General features: G+C 68.6%; 16 protein-coding genes. 9 read left to right on the top strand and 7 right to left on the bottom strand.

Features of this window, described 5'->3' with window-relative positions:
• Positions 1-16: 16 nt before the first annotated feature.
• A complete protein-coding gene (gene secA / locus JF543_RS07155; protein WP_206823501.1) occupies positions 17-2,791 on the bottom strand; it encodes a preprotein translocase subunit SecA in 2,775 nt (924 codons plus the stop codon).
• A 212-nt stretch (positions 2,792-3,003) separates the two neighbouring features.
• Between secA and JF543_RS07150 the strand changes: the two genes are divergently transcribed.
• The gene (locus JF543_RS07150; protein WP_206820732.1) at positions 3,004-3,597 is read left to right on the top strand and encodes a PadR family transcriptional regulator; all 594 of its coding nucleotides are present in this window, start codon (positions 3,004-3,006) and stop codon (positions 3,595-3,597) included.
• 175 nt (positions 3,598-3,772) lie between these two features.
• Positions 3,773-5,098 (top strand): hypothetical protein, encoded by a 1,326-nt coding sequence (locus JF543_RS07145; RefSeq protein WP_206820733.1) that lies wholly within the window; start codon positions 3,773-3,775, stop codon positions 5,096-5,098.
• Positions 5,099-5,168: 70 nt separating this feature from the next.
• Here the strand turns inward: JF543_RS07145 and JF543_RS07140 are convergent, their stop codons facing one another.
• From JF543_RS07140 to mtrA, 6 genes are all read right to left on the bottom strand, one after another.
• Entirely contained in the window at positions 5,169-8,792 is a 3,624-nt protein-coding gene (locus tag JF543_RS07140) for a phosphodiester glycosidase family protein (protein WP_206823497.1), read from the bottom strand.
• Positions 8,793-9,089: 297 nt separating this feature from the next.
• A complete protein-coding gene (gene hpf / locus JF543_RS07135) occupies positions 9,090-9,743 on the bottom strand; it encodes a ribosome hibernation-promoting factor, HPF/YfiA family (protein WP_179411273.1) in 654 nt (217 codons plus the stop codon).
• A gap of 111 nt (positions 9,744-9,854) precedes the next feature.
• Positions 9,855-10,502, bottom strand: coding sequence for a ComF family protein (locus JF543_RS07130; RefSeq protein WP_206823487.1), 648 nt, complete (start codon positions 10,500-10,502; stop codon positions 9,855-9,857).
• Between the two features lie 104 nt (positions 10,503-10,606).
• Positions 10,607-12,313, bottom strand: a complete 1,707-nt coding sequence (locus JF543_RS07125; RefSeq protein WP_179411275.1) for an LpqB family beta-propeller domain-containing protein — start codon at positions 12,311-12,313, stop codon at positions 10,607-10,609.
• A complete protein-coding gene (mtrB, locus tag JF543_RS07120; protein WP_431522694.1) occupies positions 12,310-13,986 on the bottom strand; it encodes an MtrAB system histidine kinase MtrB in 1,677 nt (558 codons plus the stop codon). The genes JF543_RS07125 and mtrB overlap by 4 nt, the downstream gene beginning before the upstream one ends.
• A gap of 10 nt (positions 13,987-13,996) precedes the next feature.
• On the bottom strand, positions 13,997-14,677 hold the full coding sequence (gene mtrA, locus JF543_RS07115) for an MtrAB system response regulator MtrA (RefSeq protein WP_179411276.1): 681 nt from the start codon (positions 14,675-14,677) through the stop codon (positions 13,997-13,999).
• A 163-nt stretch (positions 14,678-14,840) separates the two neighbouring features.
• On the opposite strand from mtrA, the gene JF543_RS14535 reads away from it, so the two are divergent.
• Genes JF543_RS14535 through JF543_RS07080 form a run of 7 tightly spaced genes read left to right on the top strand, consistent with a single transcriptional unit; the run spans position 14,841 to position 22,282 of the window.
• A complete protein-coding gene (locus JF543_RS14535) occupies positions 14,841-16,160 on the top strand; it encodes a hypothetical protein (protein ID WP_206823485.1) in 1,320 nt (439 codons plus the stop codon).
• The gene (locus JF543_RS07105) at positions 16,160-16,816 is read left to right on the top strand and encodes a DUF4129 domain-containing protein (protein WP_179411278.1); all 657 of its coding nucleotides are present in this window, start codon (positions 16,160-16,162) and stop codon (positions 16,814-16,816) included. Before JF543_RS14535 ends, JF543_RS07105 begins: the two co-directional genes overlap by 1 nt.
• A gap of 5 nt (positions 16,817-16,821) precedes the next feature.
• A complete protein-coding gene (locus tag JF543_RS07100) occupies positions 16,822-18,027 on the top strand; it encodes a DUF4350 domain-containing protein (RefSeq protein WP_179411279.1) in 1,206 nt (401 codons plus the stop codon).
• A gap of 11 nt (positions 18,028-18,038) precedes the next feature.
• Positions 18,039-19,007, top strand: coding sequence for an AAA family ATPase (locus JF543_RS07095; protein WP_179411903.1), 969 nt, complete (start codon positions 18,039-18,041; stop codon positions 19,005-19,007).
• A 1-nt stretch (position 19,008) separates the two neighbouring features.
• Complete coding sequence (locus JF543_RS07090) at positions 19,009-20,316, top strand: DUF58 domain-containing protein (protein WP_179411280.1); 1,308 nt, start codon at positions 19,009-19,011, stop codon at positions 20,314-20,316.
• 60 nt (positions 20,317-20,376) lie between these two features.
• Positions 20,377-20,817: a Fur family transcriptional regulator gene (locus tag JF543_RS07085; protein ID WP_179411281.1), complete on the top strand. Its 441-nt coding sequence runs from the start codon at positions 20,377-20,379 to the stop codon at positions 20,815-20,817.
• Entirely contained in the window at positions 20,810-22,282 is a 1,473-nt protein-coding gene (locus JF543_RS07080) for a catalase (RefSeq protein ID WP_206823483.1), read from the top strand. The genes JF543_RS07085 and JF543_RS07080 overlap by 8 nt, the downstream gene beginning before the upstream one ends.
• The last annotated feature ends 38 nt before the right edge of the window (positions 22,283-22,320 follow it).

The raw sequence follows: 22,320 nt of genomic DNA, 5'->3' as shown, positions 1-22,320 counted from the left end.
ACTGCTACCTCGGGGTTCAGCCCTTCTTGCGCTGCTGGGCCCGGCGCTGCTGACGGTTCTGCCCGGCGGTCTCGGCGCCGGCATCCGCTGCCTGGCCGAAGGCACCACGCGCGTCGCCACCATCGGCCGCCGCGCGGCCGCGCGCGGTCGAGGCGCGCTGCACCTGGCCGCGCTCGTTGCGCACCTCGACGTCTCCGGAATCGTTGGGAGCCGAGTACTCCAGCTTCTGCTCGGGCTGCGAGTCGACGAGCCCCTTGGCCTCGACCTCGGTGTGGTCGTCGCCGGCCCGGCGCACCTGCACCTCGAGGTTGTAGAGGTAGCCGACCGACTCCTCCTTGATCTGCCCCATCATCGACTGGAACATCGCGTAGCCCTCGCGCTGATACTCGATCAGCGGGTCGCGCTGGGCCATCGCCCGCAGGCCGATGCCGTCCTTGAGGTAGTCCATCTCGTAGAGGTGGTCGCGCCAGCGGCGGTCGAGCACCTGCAGAACGACACGACGCTCAAGCTCGCGCGTGGCAGCCTCGCCGAGGGTCTCCTCGCGCTTCTCGTATGCGACGAGAGCATCCGAGAGCAGCTCGCGCTTGAGAGCCTCCGCGCTGATCCCCCCCTTGCGGTCACCTGCCTCAGAGACGACCTCGTCGATCGTGACGTCCATCGGGTAGAGCGTCTTCAGCTCGGTCCAGAGCGCGTCGAAGTCCCAGCTCTCCGCGTGCCCCTCGGCCGTGTGGTCGTCGACGACGCCGGCGATGGCGTCCTCGATGAAGTGCCGCACCCGGTCAGCGATGTCGTCGCCGTGCAGGATCTGCCGGCGGTCGGCGTAGATCGCCTCGCGCTGACGGTTGAGCACGTCGTCGTACTTGAGGACGTTCTTGCGCATCTCGGCGTTGCGCGCCTCGACCTGGGACTGGGCGCTGCGGATGGCGCGGCTGACCATACCCGACTCGATCGGCACATCATCCGGGAAGTTCGTGCGGGCCAGGATCGCCTCGGCCGCGCCCGACTGGAACAGGCGCATCAGGTCATCGGTGAGGCTGAGGTAGAAGCGGCTCTCGCCGGGGTCGCCCTGACGGCCCGAGCGTCCGCGCAACTGGTTGTCGATGCGGCGGGACTCGTGGCGCTCGGTGCCGAGCACGTAGAGGCCGCCGGCCTCGGCGACGCGTTCGCCGTCCTCCGAGACCTTCTTCTTCATCGCCTCGTAGGTCTCCTCCCACGCGGCCTCGTACTCCTCCGGCGTCTCCTCGGGGTCCAGCCCCTTGCCGCGCAGCTCTTGAACGGCGAGGAACTCGGCGTTTCCACCGAGCATGATGTCGGTGCCTCGACCGGCCATGTTGGTGGCGACGGTCACGGCGCCGAGCTTTCCGGCAAGGGCGACGATCTCGGCCTCACGCGCGTGGTTCTTGGCGTTGAGCACCTCGTGCTTGATGCCCTTCTTCGCCAGCAGGCGCGAGAGGTACTCGCTCTTCTCGACGCTGACGGTTCCGACCAGCACCGGCTGGCCGTTCTCGTGACGTTCGGCGATGTCCTCGACGACCTGGGCGAACTTGACCTGCTCGTTCTTGTAGACGAGGTCCGGCTGGTCCTTGCGGATCATCGGCCGGTTCGTGGGGATCGGCACGACACCCAGCTTGTAGGTCGACATGAACTCGGCAGCCTCGGTCTCGGCCGTACCGGTCATGCCGGCGAGCTTGTCGTACAGGCGGAAGTAGTTCTGGAGCGTGACGGTCGCGAGAGTCTGGTTCTCGGCCTTGACGGGCACGTTCTCCTTCGCCTCGATGGCCTGGTGGATGCCCTCGTTGTAGCGTCGCCCGACCAGGATGCGGCCGGTGTGCTCGTCGACGATCATGACCTCGTCGTTCATCACGACGTAGTCGGAGTCCTTCTTGAACAGCGCGAGTGCCTTGATCGAGTTGTTCAGGAACGAGATGAGCGGTGTGTTCGCCGACTCGTACAGGTTGTCGATTCCGAGGTAGTCCTCGACCTTCTCGATGCCGGGTTCGAGCACGCCGACCGTGCGCTTCTTCTCGTCGACCTCGTAGTCGACGCCGGCCTCAAGCGTGCGGGCGATCTTGGCGAACTCGGTGAACCAGCGGTTGGCCTCTCCCGAGGACGGCCCCGAGATGATCAGCGGGGTGCGTGCCTCATCGATGAGGATCGAGTCGACCTCGTCGACGATGACGAAGTGGTGGTCGCGCTGGACGAGGTCTTCCTGTCGCCACGCCATGTTGTCGCGCAGGTAATCGAAGCCGAACTCGTTGTTGGTGCCGTACGTGATGTCGCACAGGTACTGTTCGCGCCGAACGGCGGGCGTCTGACCCGACACGATCGTGCCGGTGGTCATGCCAAGCGCGCGGTAGACACGGCCCATGATCTCGGCCTGGTAGCTCGCGAGGAAGTCATTGACCGTGACCAGGTGCGCACCCTTGCCGGGGATCGCATTGAGGTACATCGCCAGCACAGCGGTGAAGGTCTTACCCTCACCGGTCTTCATCTCGGCGATATTGCCGAGGTGGAGGGCTGCACCACCCATGAGCTGGACGTCATAAGCGCGCATACCCAGCGTGCGCTTACCGGCCTCTCGTACGGCGGCAAAAGCCTCGGGCATCAGCTCGTCGAGCGTCGCGCCGTTCTCATAGCGCGCGCGCAGCTCTGCGGTCTCGCCGCGCAGCTCGTCATCGGTGAGCTTCTCGAAGTCGTCTTCCAGCGCGTTCACGGCCTTGACGACCTGCTTCAGGCGCCGGAGGACGCGGCCTTCACCGGCGCGCAGCAGCTTCTCGAGAGGATTCGCCACGGATGTCTCCCTTGGATGTTCGGCCCGGCGACCGTTCCACGCCGGACATACCGTGCCATGCTACCGGCCGACGCGCGGCGGATGCTGTGGATGGGCACGTTCGGGAACGCTGAGGGCGAACGGATGCCCCGCACCACACTGTTGCACCCGTGCACGTTTCCCCATATACATATACGCAGAAATGCAATACCGGCAACCGATCGGAGCGCATCATGTCCGTCCGCCAGAGCCTGCTCGCCATCCTCGACCAGGGACCGTGCTACGGCTATCAGCTACGCGCGGAGTTCGACCGACGGACCGGGTCGACCTGGCCACTGAACGTCGGCCAGATCTACAACACGCTGGAGAGACTCGAACGCGATGGCCTGGTCGAGAAGGGCGATACCGATGAGCACGGCCATGTCTACTACGAGATCACCGGGGCCGGCCGGCTCGAGGTGCAGGCGTGGCTGGACTCACCAGTGCAGCGCGGCACCGGCACCCGTGACGAACTGGCGATCAAGCTGGCGGTCGCAGCGACTCTGCCCGGGGTGGATCCCTTCGTCGTGATCCGCGGCGAGCGCGATGCGGCGCAGGCTCGATGGCAGCGCCTTCACGACAGCGTTCACAGCGGTGCCGAACCGACGGTGCCCGAAGAACTGGCGCACGCCCTGGTCCTCGACGCACAGCTGTTCGCTGCGGAGGCGGAGCTGCGGTGGCTCGACCACGTCGAGCAGAGACTGCACGGGCATCCATCGCACCTTCGAGAGCTGGACCTCTCCGCCGAGCGCCCCCGACGAGGACGACCGGTCCGCGAGGTCGCCTGAGCCCCGGCATCCCCCACCCACTCCGCCGAGACCCCCACCTGCTGTCGACACCCCTGGTTATGGACGCCCCTACCCAGGGGTGTCGGCGGTAGCACGGGGTGTCGGGCGCGGGCGTTCGCCGAAGGCGCACCCGCCCACAGCGTCGGCATCGTCTGCTCCCCGTAGGATCGTGGGCATGGCCGGTTTCTGGGGCAGACGTAAACGTGAGCAGGAAGCGCAGCAGGCGCAGGACGCAGATCTGGCGCGCCAGGCGCAGCAGGCGCTGGTCGCGGCGGATGAGCGAATCCGCACGGCCGGCGATGAGCTGGCATTCGCCCAGGCCGAACTCGGCGACTCGCTGACGGCCGACCTGGGTGCGGCGCTGCACGCGGTGCGCACGCATCTGCGCGAGGCGTTCCAGCTGCACCAGCTCAACCACGACGAGATCCCGGACACTGAAGAAGAACTGCGCACCCGCAATGCGCGCATCGTGCAGCTGTGCGAGTGGGCGGACGGCCTGCTCGACGAGAAGACCTCGGCGCTCGCCGACACGATCGCGAAGGTGCGCAACGCTCCGCAAGTGGTCGCGCGTGTGCGTGCGGATGCTGACGCACTGAGCAGCCGGGTGCCGCAGGCGCGCACCACGATCGAGCGTCTGTCGTCCCGATACGCCGAGTCCGCGATGCACCGCATCTCGTCCGCCGCCGAGGAGTCCGAGCAGCTGATCGCGTTCGCCACACACGGCGCCGATGTCTCTGAGCGTCGCCGTGCTGCACAGCAGAATCAAGAGGCGAACCTCGCGCTCGAGACGGCGACCGAGGCCGTGCGCCGCGCCGGCGCCATCCTCGACGCGGTCGAGGACTTCGAAATCGAGGCGCTGCGTGCCGAGTCGACGCTCGCCGATGTCGTCGCCGATTCGCGCGAGGACATCGCCGCGGCCCGCAACGCTCCGCAAACGCCCGAGGTGGTCGCGGCCACCACCGCGCTGGATGCTGCACTGCGGGCGCTCACGCCGACCGGCCAGCCCAACGACCCGTTCGCCGAGCTCAGCGATCTGCGCACGGCCAACGCCGCGCTGGATGCGGCCATCGACAAGGCGAACTACCGCGCCCAGCATCCGCTCCCCTCGCTCGAGCATGTGCAGCACTCGCTCGACGATGCCGACCGCCAGCTGGGGGTTGCTCGCGGCCTGATCGCCGGCCACCGCGGGTGGATCGGCGCCGATGCCCGCACCCGCCTGGCCGAGGCTGAGCGACTGCGCACCGATGTGCCCGCGCTGCTCCCCGCCGAGGAGACCCGCGAGCAGGCGCTCTCAGCCGCCCGCCGCGTCGCGCAGCTGGCATCCGAAGCCCTGCAGCTCGCGCAGCGCGACATCGACTCGGCCCGCCCGCAGGATCAGGGCTGGGGCGGCAACCAGGGATGGGGCCCGGGCGGCCGACGCGGCGGCGGAGGCGGCGACATCGTCAGCGGCGTACTCGGCGGACTCGTCATCGGCAGCATCCTCGACGGCATCTTCGACTGACGCCGCAACTCGCATTCAGACGAAGGCGCCGCCGGGCTGAGCCCGGCGGCGCCTTGCTGTGTGCGACTACTCAGGCCGTGCGGCGGCGCACCACCATCAGCGCGCCTGCGGCCGTCAAGACGAACGCGACGAGCAGCACACCAAGCACGCGCAGGGTGTCAGCACCCGTCGTGGCCAGTTCGCCGTCCGAGCCGGCATCCGCCGCGCCATCACCGGAATCGACCGGCCCCTCCGGATCGGTCGGCTGCTCCGGATCAACGGGCTTCTCCGGATCGGTCGGCACCTCGGGGTCCGTCGGAACCTCCGGATCGGTCGGCACCTCCGGATCAGCACCGACAGTGATGATGTGCTCGACCTGCTCGCCGCCCACGGTCAACCGGATCGTCGCGGTTCCCTCGCCGGTCGCCGTGAGCATTCCCGTGACCGGGTTCACTCGCAGCACAGCCGCCGGCACAGCCTCAGCGGCACTGAACGCCCGTGCCCCGCTGGGCACGACCGAGCCGTCATCGACGACCACCGCATCGCCGCCCCACTGGGCGCTCATCGGCCACCCCACCGGCACGATGCGGCCGCCGTCCTGCGAGATCGTCGCATCGATCGACACGCTCTCGCCGACCGTCATCGCCGCAGGGATCGGCACACTCGCCCCGAGGGTGACCGCATCGACGCGCGGCGTGACCTCTGCCCGCATCCAGTCGGTGCGGCTGACCACGGGATCAGGCGCGTCGCCGACGACACCCGCCCCGGGCTCGATGCCGAGCATCGCCCAGCCGGTGAAACCACCGTTCTCCGGCAGACCGGAGGGCGACTTGCCGCTGTTTCCGGTGAGCAGGTTCGACACGCCGTCGAAACTCGACGCGTGGAACACCCCAGCGTGCGCGCTCACGGCAGCGATCGACTTGCCCGTGTCCGCGCGGAACTCGGCGAGACGCTCCGCGAACCGGCGCGCCTCCAGGCGATCCGAGATCTGGCTGTCTTTGCTGGGCTTCGGGTCATCGACAGGATGGTGCGCGAAGACCAGCACGCCGGTGATGTCATCGTCATTGCCGGCTGTGGCCAGAGCCTGCTCCAGGAATCGCAGCTGCGTCGGATCGGACCGGTTGAATGACCCGTGTGATGTGTCCAGCGTCACGATGAGTGTGCTGCCCACGCGTGTGCTGTGTCGCGTCGGACCGAACTCGTCGATGAAGTTCTGAATCGGACCGCCCATCACCTCGTGGTTTCCCGGCACATAGATCCACGGCAGCCTGTCGCCGATCTCCTCGTCGAGGATCCGGCGCGCGAGGTCGAAGTCCTCCGGCGCGGCCTCATCGACGAAGTCTCCGGTGATGATGAACATCTCCGGTTCCGCGGCGAGGATCTCGCGGAGCGTCTGCCGAGCGCCCTGCACATTCGGCCCATCCGGGTTGCGCGCGACGAACTGGGCGTCGCTCATCACCGCGATCCGCTGCGTGCGGTCATCGACCGTGCCGTTGGTGACGATCACCGCGTCGTGAACCGCCTGTGTGACGGGCTGTTCGACATCAGGTGCCACGACAGCGGTCAGCCCGGCGAACATCGTCTCACCCTGATACTGGCGCGCCCCGGAGGTCTCCATCATCCGCACCCGCTGGATCGAGAGCGGGAACGCGGTTCCGGTCGGCACCGGGAACCTGACCTGCTGCCACCCCGTCCAGCCGGTGTGGGGGCCGTCGAGGTTCATGGTGGTGCCGTTGCCCGTCTTGACCTGCAGCCGCGGCCACGTCGCGTTGCCGTCACCGTGAAGCCACATCGTGATCGCCTGCGGCTGCCCCGGCACCTCGATGCCCTCCGGTGCTACGGCATAGGCACCGCGCGTGCCCGTCGAACTGGCGAAGTCGTAGGTGAGCTTCAGCGCCGTCAGTCCGTCCGGCCCCTCGGCCGTGCTCAGCGTGCCCGTGGCGCGGTCCGAGCGGAAGATCCACTCGGTCGCGTCGGCCAGATCGGTGATCCCCCGCTCTTCCAGGCCGACGGTCACGGCGACATCAACGCGATGCTCACCGACCGAGAAGCTCACGGTGGCGGCTCCGGAGGCCGTCTCCGGCACAATCGTGAAGGCGTCCCGACCATCGGATTCCACCCGCACATCTGCACCCGAGGTGACGGTGATGTCGCGCGCTTCCATGGGCGCGGTGAACCCATCGGCATCCACACCCGTGATCCGCACCGTCGCCGTGGACGCGGCATCCTCCAACGCGATCACGCTGCTGCTCGCCCGCAACTGGTGCAGGGCGCCGAGCACGCGCAGCGAGACCGTGGACGAGTGCCCCTCGGCGGCGAACGTGACGGGCGCTCGTCCGGCGGTGGCCCCCGTCACGACCGCGGTCGCGCCATCGAGCACGGTCAGCTCAGCATGATCACCGGTCACGTCGAACTCTCCCGTCGCGGGAACAGCCGTCAGGTTGGCGTCCAACCCCGTGGCCGAGAGCGTGCGCGACAGGCCGGGGAAGACGTTCGTCGCGGTATCCGCGTCGATCACGGGCGTGACCGCCACGCCCTCGACGCCGCCCTCCGGCGCCGTCGACGAGAACACCAGGCTGTTGGGTACGCTGCGCAGCACTCCATCGGAGGGAGCGTTGGCGACACTCAGCGCGGTCGTTCCCGGTTCACGCAGCAGCAGCGAGCTGGAGCCGCCGCCGTCGAGATTGACGGCGTTGTGCGCACCGAGCTCGACGAGGAACTCACCGAGCTCATCCAACCGCATTCCGCGAGAGTGGCTCTGCCGGCCATCGATCGAGACGATGTAGACCGTCGTTCCGTCGGCGCTCACCCCCGCGGCCGTGCGCGGCTCGCTCGAGCCGTTCTGACCCACGACCGTGCCGTCGACGACGAGTCGCTGGTTGCCGCTGATCGCCATGTCCACGTCAGCATCCGCGCGCACCGTCACAGGTAGCGGGTCGCCGACGGCGACACCGGCGAGCAGATCGACGGCCGCTCCCCGCGCGAGCAGGATCCCGGTGCCGGTGGGGATGGCGGCCGGTTCGGTGATCTCAGTCAGATCGGAGCTGAGACGGGCAACCTGCCCGTCTCGGATCTCGACGCGCAGGAAGGAAGGGTCGATGTTGGCCGGTCCGCCGATCGCCCGCGCCAGCGGATACTCCCCCCAGATGGACGTGAAGTACCCCAGCCCGCCGGCCGGGATCGAGATGCTGTTCACCCCCGCGACGGCGTGCGTCACCTCATCGATCTCGACTGTGGCCGCCGAGCTCAACCGCTGCACAGCCGCGATGCCGGCAGAGAGCGTGAGACTCTCGGTCGGTGCCGGGCTCGTGGTCTTCAGACCATCCGCCACCGAGATATTGGTGCCCTGAGCGACACCGGAGTTGTTGATGTCGAAGAACGAGCCGTTGACCGCTGCGACAGCGCTCTCTCCCAGCGCATGCTCCGTCAGGGGTGCGGGCCGACTCAACGCGCCCGAGTCACTGATGTCCATCTGCAGCGTCGAGGTGGACAGGTCGGCGACCAACACGTCGCCGGTGACCCAGCCCTCCGGCTGCAGACGATCGAAGCTGGTCGCCTCCAGACCGGGGGCGATACGGCGTGTATCAGCCCGCAGCAGGCTGGACTCGCCGTTGTCGAGATCGAGCCCTCCGGTGTCCGGGGCCGCATAGGCTGCGGGCTGCGGGGGTACGGCCACCACACCGACGGTGAGCCCCAATGCGAGCCCAACAACCACCGTGGATTTAAGACGGGATAACGACGACGAAGCCACGAGAACAGTTCACCTTTCGAGTTGTCAAGCGCCGTACGGGGAAGTCCGGTGACGGCCTGAACGGCCACGCCGGGGCGCCACGGCGAAGCTACTCATGCCCGGTGACGCCGGGATGAACCACAGATGACCGGGCGTTCGCGCACACGAAAGGCCCCGGTGAGCGAGTGCTCACCGGGGCCTTTCAGACGTGCTGTGCGGGGCCTTCCCGTCCGGACGACATCTCGGAGTGCGGGGCGCCGCCCGCCGGTCGGGATCCCGCTGTCAGGACGCGAGCGCCTCGGCGGGTGGTGCCGCGGTCGTGAGCGAGATCACGCCGTAGTCCCAGCCCTTGCGCCGGTAGACGACGCTGGGGTGGTCGGTGCGGGCGTCCACGAACAGGAAGAAGTCGTGGCCCACGAGCTCCATGCGGTCGACGGCTTCTTCGACCGTCATCCACTCCGCATCGAAGTTCTTCGTGCGGATGACCACGGGCGAGTACTCCTCCTCTTCCTCAGCCACGGGCACTGCGCCGGTCGCGACGGCCTGCAGCACGTCGACGGATGCCGGCTGCACGTCGATTCCCGCGAGTGCGCCGATGCCCTTCTCGAAGTGCGGCCCGCGGCTCTGGTTGCGGCTGTCGATGCGCTTCTCCTTGGCGCGTCGCAGCTGCTCGGCCAGCTTGTCGAGTGCCATGTCCAGCGCCGTGAACTTGTCGGGGTCGATCGCCTCGGCACGAACGACCGGTCCCTTGCCGAGCAGGGTGAGCTCGACCGTCTCATCGGGACGACGACCGTTGCGGTAGGCGCGGTGCGTGACCTTGATCTCGAGTCGCATCGCTCGCGGTGCGAGCGTCTGGATACGCGCTGTCTTCTCCTCGACAACCGTCCGGAACCGATCGGAGATGCTCACTCCGACGCCGACGATGCTCGTTTCCATCACTGCCTCCTTGTCCCGGTCCACCCGGCCAAGGGCGGACCGCGGTCGCCTTGTGACCCCCTACGCTAGTCCCCGTTCCGGCTCATGTCACTACCCGCGAGCCGTGTCTTTTCAGAAGTTTCCGGTGAGCTCGATTCGACGTGGTGTCGCGGCGAGCGCAACCGCTCCGATCGGGTTCAGCCCGGCCGCACGCAACGCCCGCGCGGCCTCATCCAGCGTGGCCCCGGTGGTCACGACGTCGTCGAAGATCACCACCCGGGTGCCCGGCGCAGCACCGCCGCGCACACGCAGGCTGCCGGCGACGTTGCGCGCGCGTGCCTCGCGGTCGAGCGCGCGCTGATCCCGGGTGCGACGTGCGGATGCCAGCATCCGATGCGCACGGAGTCCCGCTCTGCGCACGAGCAGCTCCGGCACGCGGTATCCGCGCCGCCGGTACGCGGCGCGGCTGGTGGGGACGGGCACGACGGCGGCATCCGCTTCGGCGAGGATGCCGGCGACGGCGGCTCCGAGCGGATGCGCGAGCATCGTCGCGCCGTCCTCCTTGAGCCGTCGGATGCTCCGCGCCGCGACACCTTCGTATGTCAACGCGGCCTGCACCGGAAGACCCTGTGGGGTTGATGTGCGGATCGGGTGGGGTGCCAACAGCGCCCGGCACGGCTCGCACAGGAGCGTGCCGGGCAGGTCGCATCCGGGGCACGTCGCCGCCAGCAGGAAGGCGAGTGCTTCCCGCCCGAGCCGGGCCCAACCGTCGGCGTCCATGCGTCGACACTGGCGCACAGGCACACACCGCAGAGGCCACCAACACGCATTCGGTGCACAACCTGCCCGATCTCGCGCGCTGTGCACGGACGGTCGGCGAGTTGTCAGTACCCGGCGCGGGTTCCCAGCACGAGCACGTCCTCTACGGCCTTCTGCCAGGACGAACCGCGCAACGCGTACACGGATCCGTCGTCGGACAGCACACGCAGGCCGGTCGTCGTCCGTGCCCCCGCCAGCGAGATGGCATCCACCGGAGCCGGTGAGGACGAGGCCGGACCACCGATCACATACGTGGTCAGCGTGGAATCCGGCGCAGTGGTGAGCACGGCGACCGAGTCCGAGCCGACCCATGCCAGCCCACGGCCCGGACCGTTGAGGACCGCGATCTCGGGTATCTCCGACGAGAGCGCGAGCGGCACCCCGACTTCATCGCGGATGATCGACGCGACCAGCAGACGGTGTTGCCCACCGTTCGTGACGATCGCGGCGACCCTCGCACCGTCTGCGGCCACGCGCACGTGGCTGATCTGCTCCGCCCCCGGCCACGCACCCGCGACGGAGTGCGGGACGACATCGGCGCTCCAGGCCTGCAGGTCGGCGGGAGCACCGCGCGGTACCGACCACACGTAACCGTACGGGTCGAGCGACGGCACGATCAGCCCTGATCGGCTGTCAAGCTCGACCGTGCGCCCATCGCGCACGGCGTACACGTGCCCGTCCTGCAACTGCGTCGCCGCGAGCAGCGCATCGAGCGACACGTCGATCGAGCGCAAGGGTGAGGCGATCGCGTCGATCTGCGCGGTGAGGCCCGTGACGGGCGCGACCTCGCCAGCAGAGGCCGTGCCGAACGCATCAGAGGTCTGCACCATCACGCCCGGGTCGGTGATCGATGGGTCGAGCGACACGGTGCCGGCATCCAACGGCGCGCCTTCGACGAAGAACCTGACCTCGGCGACACCGGTTCCGGAGAGGCTCTCTTCCAGTTGCGTCCGCATCCGCGCGAGCACGGTGCCGGATGCCGACAGCGCCGACCGGGACAGCGACACCGAAGCAACCCTCGAAGAGTCGATCGGTACGGCGTCACCGACGAGCGACACATCGGCCGGGAACGCCGTGCGCACTGCGGGGTCGAGCCAGTCACTCGGCGTTCCCGAGATCAGTGAGCGGGTGACGGTGCTGGCCATCGCCTCCAGCCGTGGGAACCAGCGCACGTCGGGGACGAGGTGAGTCCAGTTAGGGTCGAAGTACTTCAGTGAGAACTTCTCATAGACCTGACCGAACGTCCCGATGTCCAGCGTGATGCCGTCCTGTGCCTCAGAGATGCGCCACTCACCGCCTTCGGGCCGGACGAGCCGGTAGGTCGCCTTGGCCGTCCCGTCTGCGGCCGTGTACGCGCCATCGCCGTCCACGCCGGCGATCTGCTCGAGCTGAACCGTGACCTCCGCCGTCGTCGCCGACTCGTCGTCAGCGTCGACCGTCGAGGTGAACTCTCTCGTGAGGATGGACGAATCGATCGCGACTCCGCTGTCAGGATCCCACTCGGGAGAGAACTCCTCGGTCAGGAACTGATGCGCGATCTCCCAATTGTTCCGCGGCGTCATCGACGCCTCCAGGAAGCGCGAGACGATCTCCTCGGGCCCAGCCCCCGGTTCGGGACCGCGCGCGATCGGCGTGAAACTGGTGGCGTCACCATCCTCACCGACGGGAAGACCTGCGTTGGGAGGACCGGATGTGGGCAACCCGGCGCATCCCGCCAGAAGCAGACCCGCCGCGAGCACCGCGATCAGGCGGATGCCGATGCGCAATCTCATAGTCGTCCCCCCTCGATGTCCGGTGTCGGCGGTATGACGATCGGCTGGGTGGCGTCTCCCAGTCCCGCCAGCGTCTCCTGCGGCTCCAGCGGCACGGGCCCCTGTCCGGTGGGCGTCGAATCACCGGAGCGCGGAATGGTGAGGACGAAGTTTGTTCCCACGCCGAGCTCCGACCAGACCTCCAGGTTGCCGCCGTGCAGTTTGGCGTCGCCCAGGGCGATCGACAGGCCGAGCCCGGTGCCGCCGATGGTGCGCCTGCGCGACGGATCCGCGCGCCAGAAGCGGTCGAAGACGCGTTCGGCGTCTTCGGAGCGCATCCCGAGTCCGAAGTCACGCACGCCGACGGCGACGGCGTACTGATTGCTGTCCACCGTGATCACCACGGGCCGCCCTTCGCCGTGCTCGATCGCGTTGCCGATGAGGTTTCGCAGCACACGGCGAACCCGTCGCGGGTCGAGATCGATCGGTGAGTACCCACCGGGGGCCACCATGCGCAGTTCGGTGTCGTGCGCCGTCGCGAGCGGACGCAGCTCATCGACGATCTCCTCGGCCAGCTGTGCGAGGCTCGTCGCCTCGACCTCCAGTTGCACCGAACCGGCGTCGTACCGGCTGATCTCGAGCAAATCGGAGAGCAGCAGCTCGAAGCGCTGCACCTGGGTGTGCAGGAGCTCTGCGGTGCGCGCCGTCGTGGGATCGAACTCGTCCTTCTGGTCGTTGATCATCTCGGCCGCCAACCGGATCGTCGTCAACGGGGTGCGCAGCTCGTGCGAGACGTCCGAGACGAACCGCTGCTGCACGAGCGAGAGCTCCGCCAGCTCACGGATCTGACTCTCGATGCTGTCGGCCATCGCGTTGAACGAACGTCCAAGCGTCGCCAGTTCGTCCTCACCACGGACAGGCAGCCGTACTTCGAGATCGCCGGACGCCAGGCGCGCACTGGTCTCGGCCGCTTCGATGATCGGCCGAGACACCGACCGCAGCACGAGCCACGAAATGCCCGCGATGATCGCCACGAGTGTGATCCCCGCCAGCCACAGCGTGCGTTGAACGAACAGCAGCGTCTCATCGGCGTCAGCGAGATCGTACGCGAGATAGATGTCGTACGACCCGACATCGCGGATGGTCAGCATCTGCCCGACGACGATGCCCGCGGTCGTGGTCCCATCGTCCTGAGGCAACGCCACCGACTGCCACGCCTGGCGGCCAGGCACCGTCACGACGCGCGTGCGCAGTTCGTTGCTCAGTGTCGGGAACGGCCGCAGGCTGCGGAACCCCGACGGAGCGAACCCGTCGCCTGCACTCTCGGCGAAGAACCCGACGATCCGGTCGGTGGAGGCGGCGCGTCCGAGCACGCGCTGCGCCTCGCCCCACAGCGCGGCGGTCGCCGCACGATCATCGCCGACCTGAGCGGAGTCGAGGAGCTTCTGCGCCTGCAGCACCGACACCTGCGCATTGTGCAGCGCTTCGTCTTTGCGCGATTCGAACAGGTCATTGCGGATGACCAGCGCCATGGCCACACAGGTGATGAAGATCGCCAGTGCCGTGAGCAGCATGGTGATCGCCGTCGCACGGAACCGCACCGAACGCCGCCACTCCAGTCCGAGTGCGATCTGCCACCGGCGCGGAGCCCGCCACAACGATGGCGGCACCGGCGTCGGATTCGTCGCGGTCACCCGCGGTCCCCTATCCGACGCTCCCGGCCCGGTAGCCCACGCCCCGCACCGTCATGACGATCCGCGGGTTGTCCGGATCCAGTTCTACCTTGGCGCGCAGGCGCTGCACGTGCACGTTGACCAGCCGGGTGTCAGCCTTGTAGTGATAGCCCCACACCTGTTCGAGCAGCATCTCGCGCGAGAAGACCTGCTGCGGCTTGGACGCCAATGCCACCAGCAGCTGGAACTCCAGCGGCGTCAGCGCGATCGGCGCGGTGCCGCGCCGCACCTCGTGCGCGTCGACGTCGATCGTGAGATCGCCGATGCGCAGCACCTCGGAAACGCTGTCGGGCGTGGGGCGAAGCCGCGTGCGGATGCGGGCGACGAGCTCTTTGGGATTGAACGGCTTGACGATGTAGTCATCAGCGCCCACCTCGAGGCCGCGCACGACGTCGGCCGTGTCGCTGCGAGCGGTGAGCATGATGATCGGCACGCCCGACTCGCCTCGGATCCGGGTGCAGATCTCGATGCCATCCATGCCCGGCAGCATCAGATCGAGAAGGACCAGGTCGGGACGCGCGGTGCGCCATTCTTCGACGGCTTGCGCACCATCGGCACAGAAGAGCACGTCGAACCCTTCAGTGCGCAGGACGATGCCGATCATCTCGGCCAGCGCCGTGTCGTCATCGACGACCAGGATTCGCGAGGTCATATTTCTACCCAGCCTCCGCTTTCTCTGTTCGTGCGGACGGCGGGATCCCCATGCTGCCGCAACGCCGTTCAGCCTACTTGAGATTCGTTCCCGCTCCCAGGAGCCCGCGCACGGCGCGATCGGACGTGTGCCACGATGGGACAGGCACAGGGAGGGAGTGCACATGAGTGGTCAGACCTGGACCCCGGCACCGAAGAAGGGCGCCATACCGCTGCATCCGATGACGTTCGGGACGATCCTGGGTCGCTCGTTCGCCGCGCTTCGTCACAACCCCAAGGTGTTGTTCGGCTTCGCGGTGGGCGTTCAGTTCGGCATCACTCTCGTGGCGATCGCCGTGACCCTGCTGGTGACGTTCTTCACCGCCGCTCGCATCGAGAGCGTGCCGGCCGGCTCGCCGGATCGGGGCCCGATCATCGCCGGTTCGATCGCGCTGGGCATCGTGGTGGCGATCGTGGTCACCCTGGCCAGCGTCGCCTTCACCGTCATCGTGCAGGGCCTGGTGGCCGCCGACGTGTCTTTCGCCGCGCTCGGCCGCAAAGCTCCCTTGCGTCCGCTGTGGCAGCGGATGCGCCCGTCGTTCTGGCGACTGTTCGCCTTCGCCCTGCTGCAGGGCTTCGCGGTGTTCATCTGGTTGCTCGCGCTGACCGGGGTCGTGATCGGAGTGATGGCGAGCACCGGATTCGAGGGTGCCGGCATTGCGATCGGCGTCCTGGTAGCTGTGCTGCTCGTGCTCGGCAGCATCCCCCTCCTGGTCTGGTTGGGCACGAAGCTGCTGGTCGTTCCCGCCGCGCTCGTCCTCGAGCGCGCAAGCATCCCGCAGGCGATGGTGCGCTCGTGGCGGCTCATCCGCGGTCGGTTCTGGCCAGCGCTCGGTGTCATGTGCCTGATCGGCGCGATCATGGGTCTCGCCGCTCAGATCGTCAGCATTCCCGGTAGCGTGCTCAGCACTCTTCTCGGCGGCGTGCTGGCACCGACCGGAGCCCAAGACGCGACTGCGGTCATCGTGCTCGTGGCGGCGACGATCCTGCCGCAGGCACTCGTCTTGGCATTGCAGGCCATCACCCTGGTCGTGCAGGGCACCGGGGCGACGCTTATCTACCTCGACAGCCGCATGCGCTACGAGGGGCTGGACCAGACCCTGATCCGCCATGTCGAGCGTTCGTCTGTCGGAGTGGCCGATGAGGACCAGGGCGACCCCTACGCGGTGGATCCGGCTCGTGCGGTCTCGAAGAACCCGCCGCCTGCTCAGCCGACCCCGGCACCGGGGTACGTGGCGTATCCGACACCTCAGCCCGGATACGCACCTCAGCCCGGAAACACGCCTCAGCCCGGATACGCGCCTCAGCCCGGGTACGCTCCTCAGCCCGGGTACGCTCCCGCTACGCCGCCACCGCCGCCCGCTCCCCCGGCACCCCCGGCACCCGCCCCGCAGCCGCCCTCGGCACCGCCGCAGAGCTGGGCGGCGCCCGGCGGCCCGGAGTGATGAACCTGCTGTTCGCGACTGACGTCCTCGTCCCCGACGGCGACGAAGCCCGCGAGCGAGCACAAGATGAGCTGTCTCGCGCGGAGTACCAGGCCGCCACGCCGACCTGGTTCGATCGGCTGGCCGCAGACGTGGCCGAGTGGTTCTTCGGCCTGTTCCGCGGCGACGGCGCGGGTGCGGTCGCTCCGGTCGCGGTGACGATCATCGTCATCATCATCGTTGCAGCCCTCCTCGTCGCACTCGCGATCTGGGGTCGCCCGAGGGCCTCTCGCTCGGTGCGTCGCCGCGCCGAGCTGCTCGGCGAGCAGGATGACCGGACGGCCGCTCAGTTGCGTGCCGAGGCCGAACGCCGCGCGAAGGCACACGACTGGGACGGCGCCGTCGTGCTGCGGTTCCGTGCTCTGGCCCGCAGCCTGATCGAACGCGACGTGATCGAGCCCGCACCCGGCGCCACGGCGCAGGCCATCGCGCGCGAGGCCAGTGTCGCCTTCCCCGGCTTCGGCGATCGGCTGCACTCCGCCGCAACGGCGTTCGACGCGGTGCGCTACCTCGACCGCCCCAGCGATGCCACAGCGTACCGAGTGCTCGCTGAGACCGACGACGACGTGCGTGCGACCACACCGACGGATGCCGCTACCCCGGCGGTTCCGGCATGAGCGCGATGACCGACGACACGACCACGTCGGATGCCACCGTCGGGCGTTCCACAGCTGCGGCACCACCACGAGGTCGTGTGGGGCGCGCCCTGGGCTGGTTGTCGATCGTCGTCATGGTGGTCGTCCTCACCCTCATGACCCTGCGGCTGCTGACCATTGCCCCCGACCTGAGTGGCCCGCTCAACCCCGAGAGCCCCGGCCCGAACGGCGCCAAGGCGATCGCCGAGTTGACCCGGCAGGAGGGCGTGCAGATCGAGATCACGCGCAGCCGCGCCGTCGCCGCGGCCGAGGTCGGGCCGGACAGCACGCTCGTGCTCACCGATCCGGCCGCGCTCAGCGATGCCGCGGCGCTGGAGCTGATCGAGAGCGCGGATCGCGTCGTCCTTCTCACCAGCAGCGCGCGGATGCTGCGCCTGCTCGACCTCGGCGAGCGGGGCCTCCCGACGGGGCTCGTGTCAGCCGGTTGCGACCTCGCCGAGTTCGCACGCGTCGGATCGATCGACGCCGACCGTGCGTTCACGCCCGCGTCCGGCGTGATCGGCTGCTTCGCCGACACCAGCGGAGACGCGGCTGTGCTGCGCAGCACAGATACCCAGACGGGCCGGTCTGTCACCATGGTCGATGCCAGTGGCCTGCTCACCAATCAGCATCTGGCAGAGAACGGCAACGCCGCCCTCGGGCTGGCACTGCTCGCTCAGACCGATGAGATCGTCTGGTACGTCCCCACATTCGAGGACGGCGACCGTACCGACGGTGGCCCCGCAGACCTCGGTGACCTGACCCCGGACTGGCTGACCCCCGTGATCCTGCTGTTGCTGCTCGCGGGCGTCGCCGTGGTGGTGTGGCGCGGGCGCCGGTTCGGGCCGCTGGTCACCGAATCCCTGCCGGTGACGGTGCGGGTGTCGGAGACCATGCACGGGCGAGCGCGCCTGACCGCGAAGTCCGCAGACGCCGCGCACGCGGCATTCGCGATCCGTGACGGAAGCCGGCGTCGCCTCGCCGCCCGACTCTCACTGAGCCCGACAGCAGGAGCACACGAGGTCGCGGATGCCGCCGCCGACCGGTTGCGGGTGCCCCGCGGCTCGCTGCACGAGCTGCTCGCCGGCTCCCCACCGCACAGCGATCACGACCTCGTCGATATCGCCCGCAGACTCGCCGACCTCGAGACGGCCGTCGACGCAGCCGTCCACACCGAAAGGAACCTCCCGTGAGCGACGAGACCATGAACGCCACGACACCCACCGATGACGACTCGCTGCGTCAGGCGATGCACCGGGTGCGCACCGAAGTCGACAAGGCCGTAGTAGGCCAGGCCGGCACGGTCACCGGTCTGCTCGTCGCTCTGCTCGCCCGCGGGCACGTACTGCTGGAGGGTGTCCCCGGCGTGGCGAAGACACTGGTCGTGCGCAGCTTCGCGCGGGCTGTCGGCCTGGACACGAAGCGCGTGCAGTTCACCCCCGATCTGATGCCCGGTGATGTCACGGGTTCGCTGGTGTACGACGCGCGCACCGGAGAGTTCGAGTTCCGTCCCGGCCCCGTCTTCACGCACATTCTGCTCGCGGACGAGATCAACCGCACGCCGCCGAAGACCCAGGCGGCGCTGCTGGAGGCCATGGAAGAGCGCCAGGTGTCGGCAGATGGCGCGAGCCGCACGTTGCCCGACCCGTTCCTCGTCGCCGCGACACAGAACCCGATCGAACACGAGGGCACCTACACGCTGCCCGAGGCGCAGTTGGACCGCTTTCTGATGAAGCTGGTCGTCGGGATGCCCGAGCGTGACGCCGAGGTGTCGGTACTGCGTCTGCACGCCGACGGGTTCTCGCCCCGCCTGCTCACGGGTGTCTCGGCGGTCGTCACCGCCGACGAGATCCGCGCCGCACAGGATGCCGCGGCCCGAGTGCAGGTCACCGACGATGTGCTGGGCTATGTCGTCGATCTCGCGCGCGCCACCCGCAGTGCGCCGTCGGTCGAGCTGGGCGCGAGCCCGCGCGCCGCGACCGCACTGCTGGCCGCGGCCAAGGCGTGGGCCTGGCTGAACGCATCCAGCGCCGTTACCCCCGATCACGTGCAGACCATGCTCATGCCGACGTGGCGCCACCGCCTGCAGTTGCGTCCGGACGCGCAGATGGAGGGCGTCACCGCGGATGCCGTGCTGCAGTCGGTCGTGCAGCAGACTCGGGTACCGATCTGACATGTTCGTCTCTGCACTGCTCGCTCCGCTGATCGCGCTGGGCGTCGTCCCGGTCGTGCTGCTGAGCAGCATCGGCGTCTCCCCCTGGCTGTCGACACTGGGGTGGTTGTTGCTGTGCGCCGCGCTGGTCGCGACGGACGTTGTGCTGTCCGCCGCCCCGCGCGCTGTCGCGATCACCCGGCGGGTGCCGGAGCGGGCGCGCCTCGGCGAGCCGGTCACCGCGAGCGTCGCGGTGCAGAACCTCGGCACTCGCACGGTGCACGGCTGGTTGCGGGATGCGTGGCAGCCCACCGCGGGCGCCCCGGACAGCCGTTCCCCCCTGAGCATCCCGCCGGGTGAGCGTCGCCGCGTGCATATCGAGTTGCGCCCCCGGCGACGTGGCGAACTGCGCAGCGAGTTCGTCGTGGTGCGTTCGCGAGGCCCGCTGGGGCTGGGCGGTCGCCAGTCCCGGCACGACGTGCCCGGCGCGCTGCGGGTGCTCCCCGCCTTCACCTCGCGCAAGCACCTGCCGTCACGCCTCGCTCGTCTGCGCGAACTGGATGGGAACACGTCGATCCAGGTACGCGGGCAGGGCACCGAGTTCGACTCGCTGCGCGAGTATGTGCGCGGTGATGACATCCGCTCGATCGATTGGCGGGCGACGGCGCGCGCCGGCACCACAATGCTGCGCACGTGGCGTCCCGAGCGCGACCGCCAGGTGGTCATCGTGATCGACACCGGCCGCACGGCAGCGGCTCGCGTCGGCGATGGGACGCGCCTGGATGCCTCCATCGAGGCCGCTCTGCTGCTGGCCGCTCTCGCGAGCCGTGCCGGTGACCACGTGCATCTGCTCATGTACGACCGCGTCGCCCGGGCGCGCGTGAGCGGTGTCGATGGTGCGAGCCTGCTCCCCGCGCTCACGGACGCCATGGCGCCGGTGCACCCCCGTCTGGTCGACACCGACTGGGCGAGCGCGTTCGCCGCGGTGCGTTCGCTGACGACGCGCCCGTCGCTGATCGTCGTGCTCACCGCGCAGGATGCAGCCGAGTCGGCCCGTGGTTTCCTCGGCGCCTTCCCGACCCCCTCGCGTGCGACGACGGTGTTGGTCGGTTCGGTTACCGATGAAGAGGTCGAACAGCTCGCTCGGCAGCGAGCGTCGCGCGCCGATGTCTACCTGGCTGCCGCCGCCGAGCAGACGCTGCGCGACGCGCGGACCGTGTCGGATGCCATCCGCCGTGCCGGCGGCGAGGCGATCGCCGCCGACCCCGAAGCGCTACCACCCCGAATCGCCGACCGCTATCTGGAGCTGAAGGCCGCCGGACGCCTGTAACCGGCATTTAACCGAATGGTTCCTTTATCTGAATGATTCAGAATAAGGTACACTGGAGGCATGTCCTCCCCCGCGCTCGCCGACTTCCCCGCGTTGCTGCGCGGCGCCGGCCTGCGCGTGACAACGCAACGCGTGCACGTGCTCGACGCTCTTCGCCGACTCCCGCACTCTTCCGCCGACACGGTTTTCGCCGGCATCCGCGACAGCCTTCCCGGCATCGCCGCAGGGACCGTCCACGGCATCCTGAACGACCTGACTGACGCCGGCGTCGTCCGCCGCGTCAGCCTGCCCGACGTCGGCAGCGCACTCTACGAGCTGCAGGGCGACGACAACCACCACCACCTGCAATGCGTGCAGTGTGGTCGTGTCGAAGACGTCCCGTGCGCGATCGGCGCGGCCCCCTGCCTTCACCCCTCTCACGACCACGGCATGCGAATCCTCGAAGCCGCGGTCACCTACCGAGCCCTCTGTCCCGAATGCGAAAGGAACGGCAATGGCTGACAAGCCCGCAACCACCACTCAGACAGGAACCCCGGTCGCCAGCGACGCGCACTCGCTCACCGTGGGCGCCGACGGCGTCACGGCGCTGCACGACCGCTACCTGGTCGAGAAGCTCGCGTCATTCAACCGCGAGCGCGTTCCGGAGCGCAACCCGCACGCCAAGGGCGGCGGCGCCTTCGGCGAGTTCGAGGTCACCGAGGACGTCTCTGCGTACACCCGCGCCGCGGTCTTCCAGCCCGGCGCCAAGAGCGAGACGCTGCTGCGCTTCTCGTCGGTCGCCGGCGAGCAGGGTTCGCCCGACACCTGGCGCGACGTGCGCGGCTTCTCGCTGCGCTTCTACACCACCGAGGGCAACCTCGACATCGTCGGCAACAACACCCCGACGTTCTTCATCCGCGACGGCATCAAGTTCCCCGACTTCATCCACTCGCAGAAGCGCCTGGGCGGTTCGGGCCTGCGCAACGCCGACATGCAGTGGGACTTCTGGACCCTCTCGCCCGAGTCGGCCCACCAGGTGACCTACCTCATGGGCGACCGCGGCCTGTCGCGCTCGTGGCGTCACGTCAACGGCTACGGCTCGCACACCTACCAGTGGGTCAACGCCGCCGGCGAGCGCTTCTGGGTCAAGTACCACTTCCTGTCCCAGCAGGGTGTCGAGCCGATGTTCGCCGACGAGGCCGAGCGCATCGCCGGCGCAGACGCCGACTACTACCGCCGTGACCTGTACCAGGCCATCGAGAACGGCGACTTCCCGAAGTGGGACGTCTACGTGCAGGTCATGCCCTACGAGGACGCCAAGACCTACCGCTTCAACCCGTTCGACCTCACCAAGACGTGGCCCAAGGCCGACTACCCGCGCATCAAGGTGGGCACGTTCACGCTGAACCGCAACCCGCAGAACTTCTTCGCCGAGATCGAGCAGGCCGCTTTCTCGCCCGGCAACCAGGTTCCCGGCACCGGCATCTCGCCCGACAAGATGCTCATGGCCCGCGTGTTCTCGTACCCCGACGCACAGCGCTACCGCATCGGCGCGAACTACAACCAGCTGCCGGTGAACCAGCCGCACGCGGCTGAAGTGCGCAACTACATGCACGAGGGTCAGATGCAGTACCACTTCAACCCCGCTGAGCACCGCGTCTACACCCCCAACTCGTACGGTGCCGTCGGCGGCCCCGAGGCCGACCCGCTGCTCGGTGTCGAAGCCAGCTGGGAGTCCGACGGCGAGCTGGTGCGCTCGGCCGCGACGCTGCGCCAGGACGACGGTGACTTCGTCCAGGCCGGCATCCTGTACCGCGAGGTCTTCTCGGACGAGGAGCGCGAGCGCTTCGTCGAAACCCTCGTCGGGCAGTACAGCGGCCTGACCGTGCCCGCAATCCAGGAGCGCTTCTTCTGGTACTGGGGCCAGGTCGACCAGGCACTGGGCGAGCAACTGCGCGCCCGCACCGCTGCGCAGGTCAGCGCGTAGCATCCGCCTCCGAAACCCCTCCGTCGCCGCGCGATGGA

It is taken from the genome of Microbacterium esteraromaticum, assembly GCF_017303215.1.
Taxonomy (GTDB): domain Bacteria; phylum Actinomycetota; class Actinomycetes; order Actinomycetales; family Microbacteriaceae; genus Microbacterium; species Microbacterium esteraromaticum_C.
Note: the sequence above shows the minus strand (reverse complement) of the source record. Positions and strands in the feature narration are given on the sequence as shown.

What these genes read in the sequence shown, in the direction of transcription:
- JF543_RS07150 (WP_206820732.1), top strand. Translation starts at nt 3,004, where the DNA reads ATGTCCGTCCGCCAGAGCCTGCTCGCCATCCTCGACCAGGGACCGTGC.
- JF543_RS07145 (WP_206820733.1), top strand. Translation starts at nt 3,773, where the DNA reads ATGGCCGGTTTCTGGGGCAGACGTAAACGTGAGCAGGAAGCGCAGCAG.
- hpf (WP_179411273.1), bottom strand. Translation starts at nt 9,743, where the DNA reads ATGGAAACGAGCATCGTCGGCGTCGGAGTGAGCATCTCCGATCGGTTC.
- JF543_RS07130 (WP_206823487.1), bottom strand. Translation starts at nt 10,502, where the DNA reads ATGGACGCCGACGGTTGGGCCCGGCTCGGGCGGGAAGCACTCGCCTTC.
- JF543_RS07125 (WP_179411275.1), bottom strand. Translation starts at nt 12,313, where the DNA reads ATGAGATTGCGCATCGGCATCCGCCTGATCGCGGTGCTCGCGGCGGGT.
- mtrA (WP_179411276.1), bottom strand. Translation starts at nt 14,677, where the DNA reads ATGACCTCGCGAATCCTGGTCGTCGATGACGACACGGCGCTGGCCGAG.
- JF543_RS14535 (WP_206823485.1), top strand. Translation starts at nt 14,841, where the DNA reads ATGAGTGGTCAGACCTGGACCCCGGCACCGAAGAAGGGCGCCATACCG.
- JF543_RS07105 (WP_179411278.1), top strand. Translation starts at nt 16,160, where the DNA reads ATGAACCTGCTGTTCGCGACTGACGTCCTCGTCCCCGACGGCGACGAA.
- JF543_RS07100 (WP_179411279.1), top strand. Translation starts at nt 16,822, where the DNA reads ATGACCGACGACACGACCACGTCGGATGCCACCGTCGGGCGTTCCACA.
- JF543_RS07095 (WP_179411903.1), top strand. Translation starts at nt 18,039, where the DNA reads ATGAACGCCACGACACCCACCGATGACGACTCGCTGCGTCAGGCGATG.
- JF543_RS07090 (WP_179411280.1), top strand. Translation starts at nt 19,009, where the DNA reads ATGTTCGTCTCTGCACTGCTCGCTCCGCTGATCGCGCTGGGCGTCGTC.
- JF543_RS07085 (WP_179411281.1), top strand. Translation starts at nt 20,377, where the DNA reads ATGTCCTCCCCCGCGCTCGCCGACTTCCCCGCGTTGCTGCGCGGCGCC.
- JF543_RS07080 (WP_206823483.1), top strand. Translation starts at nt 20,810, where the DNA reads ATGGCTGACAAGCCCGCAACCACCACTCAGACAGGAACCCCGGTCGCC.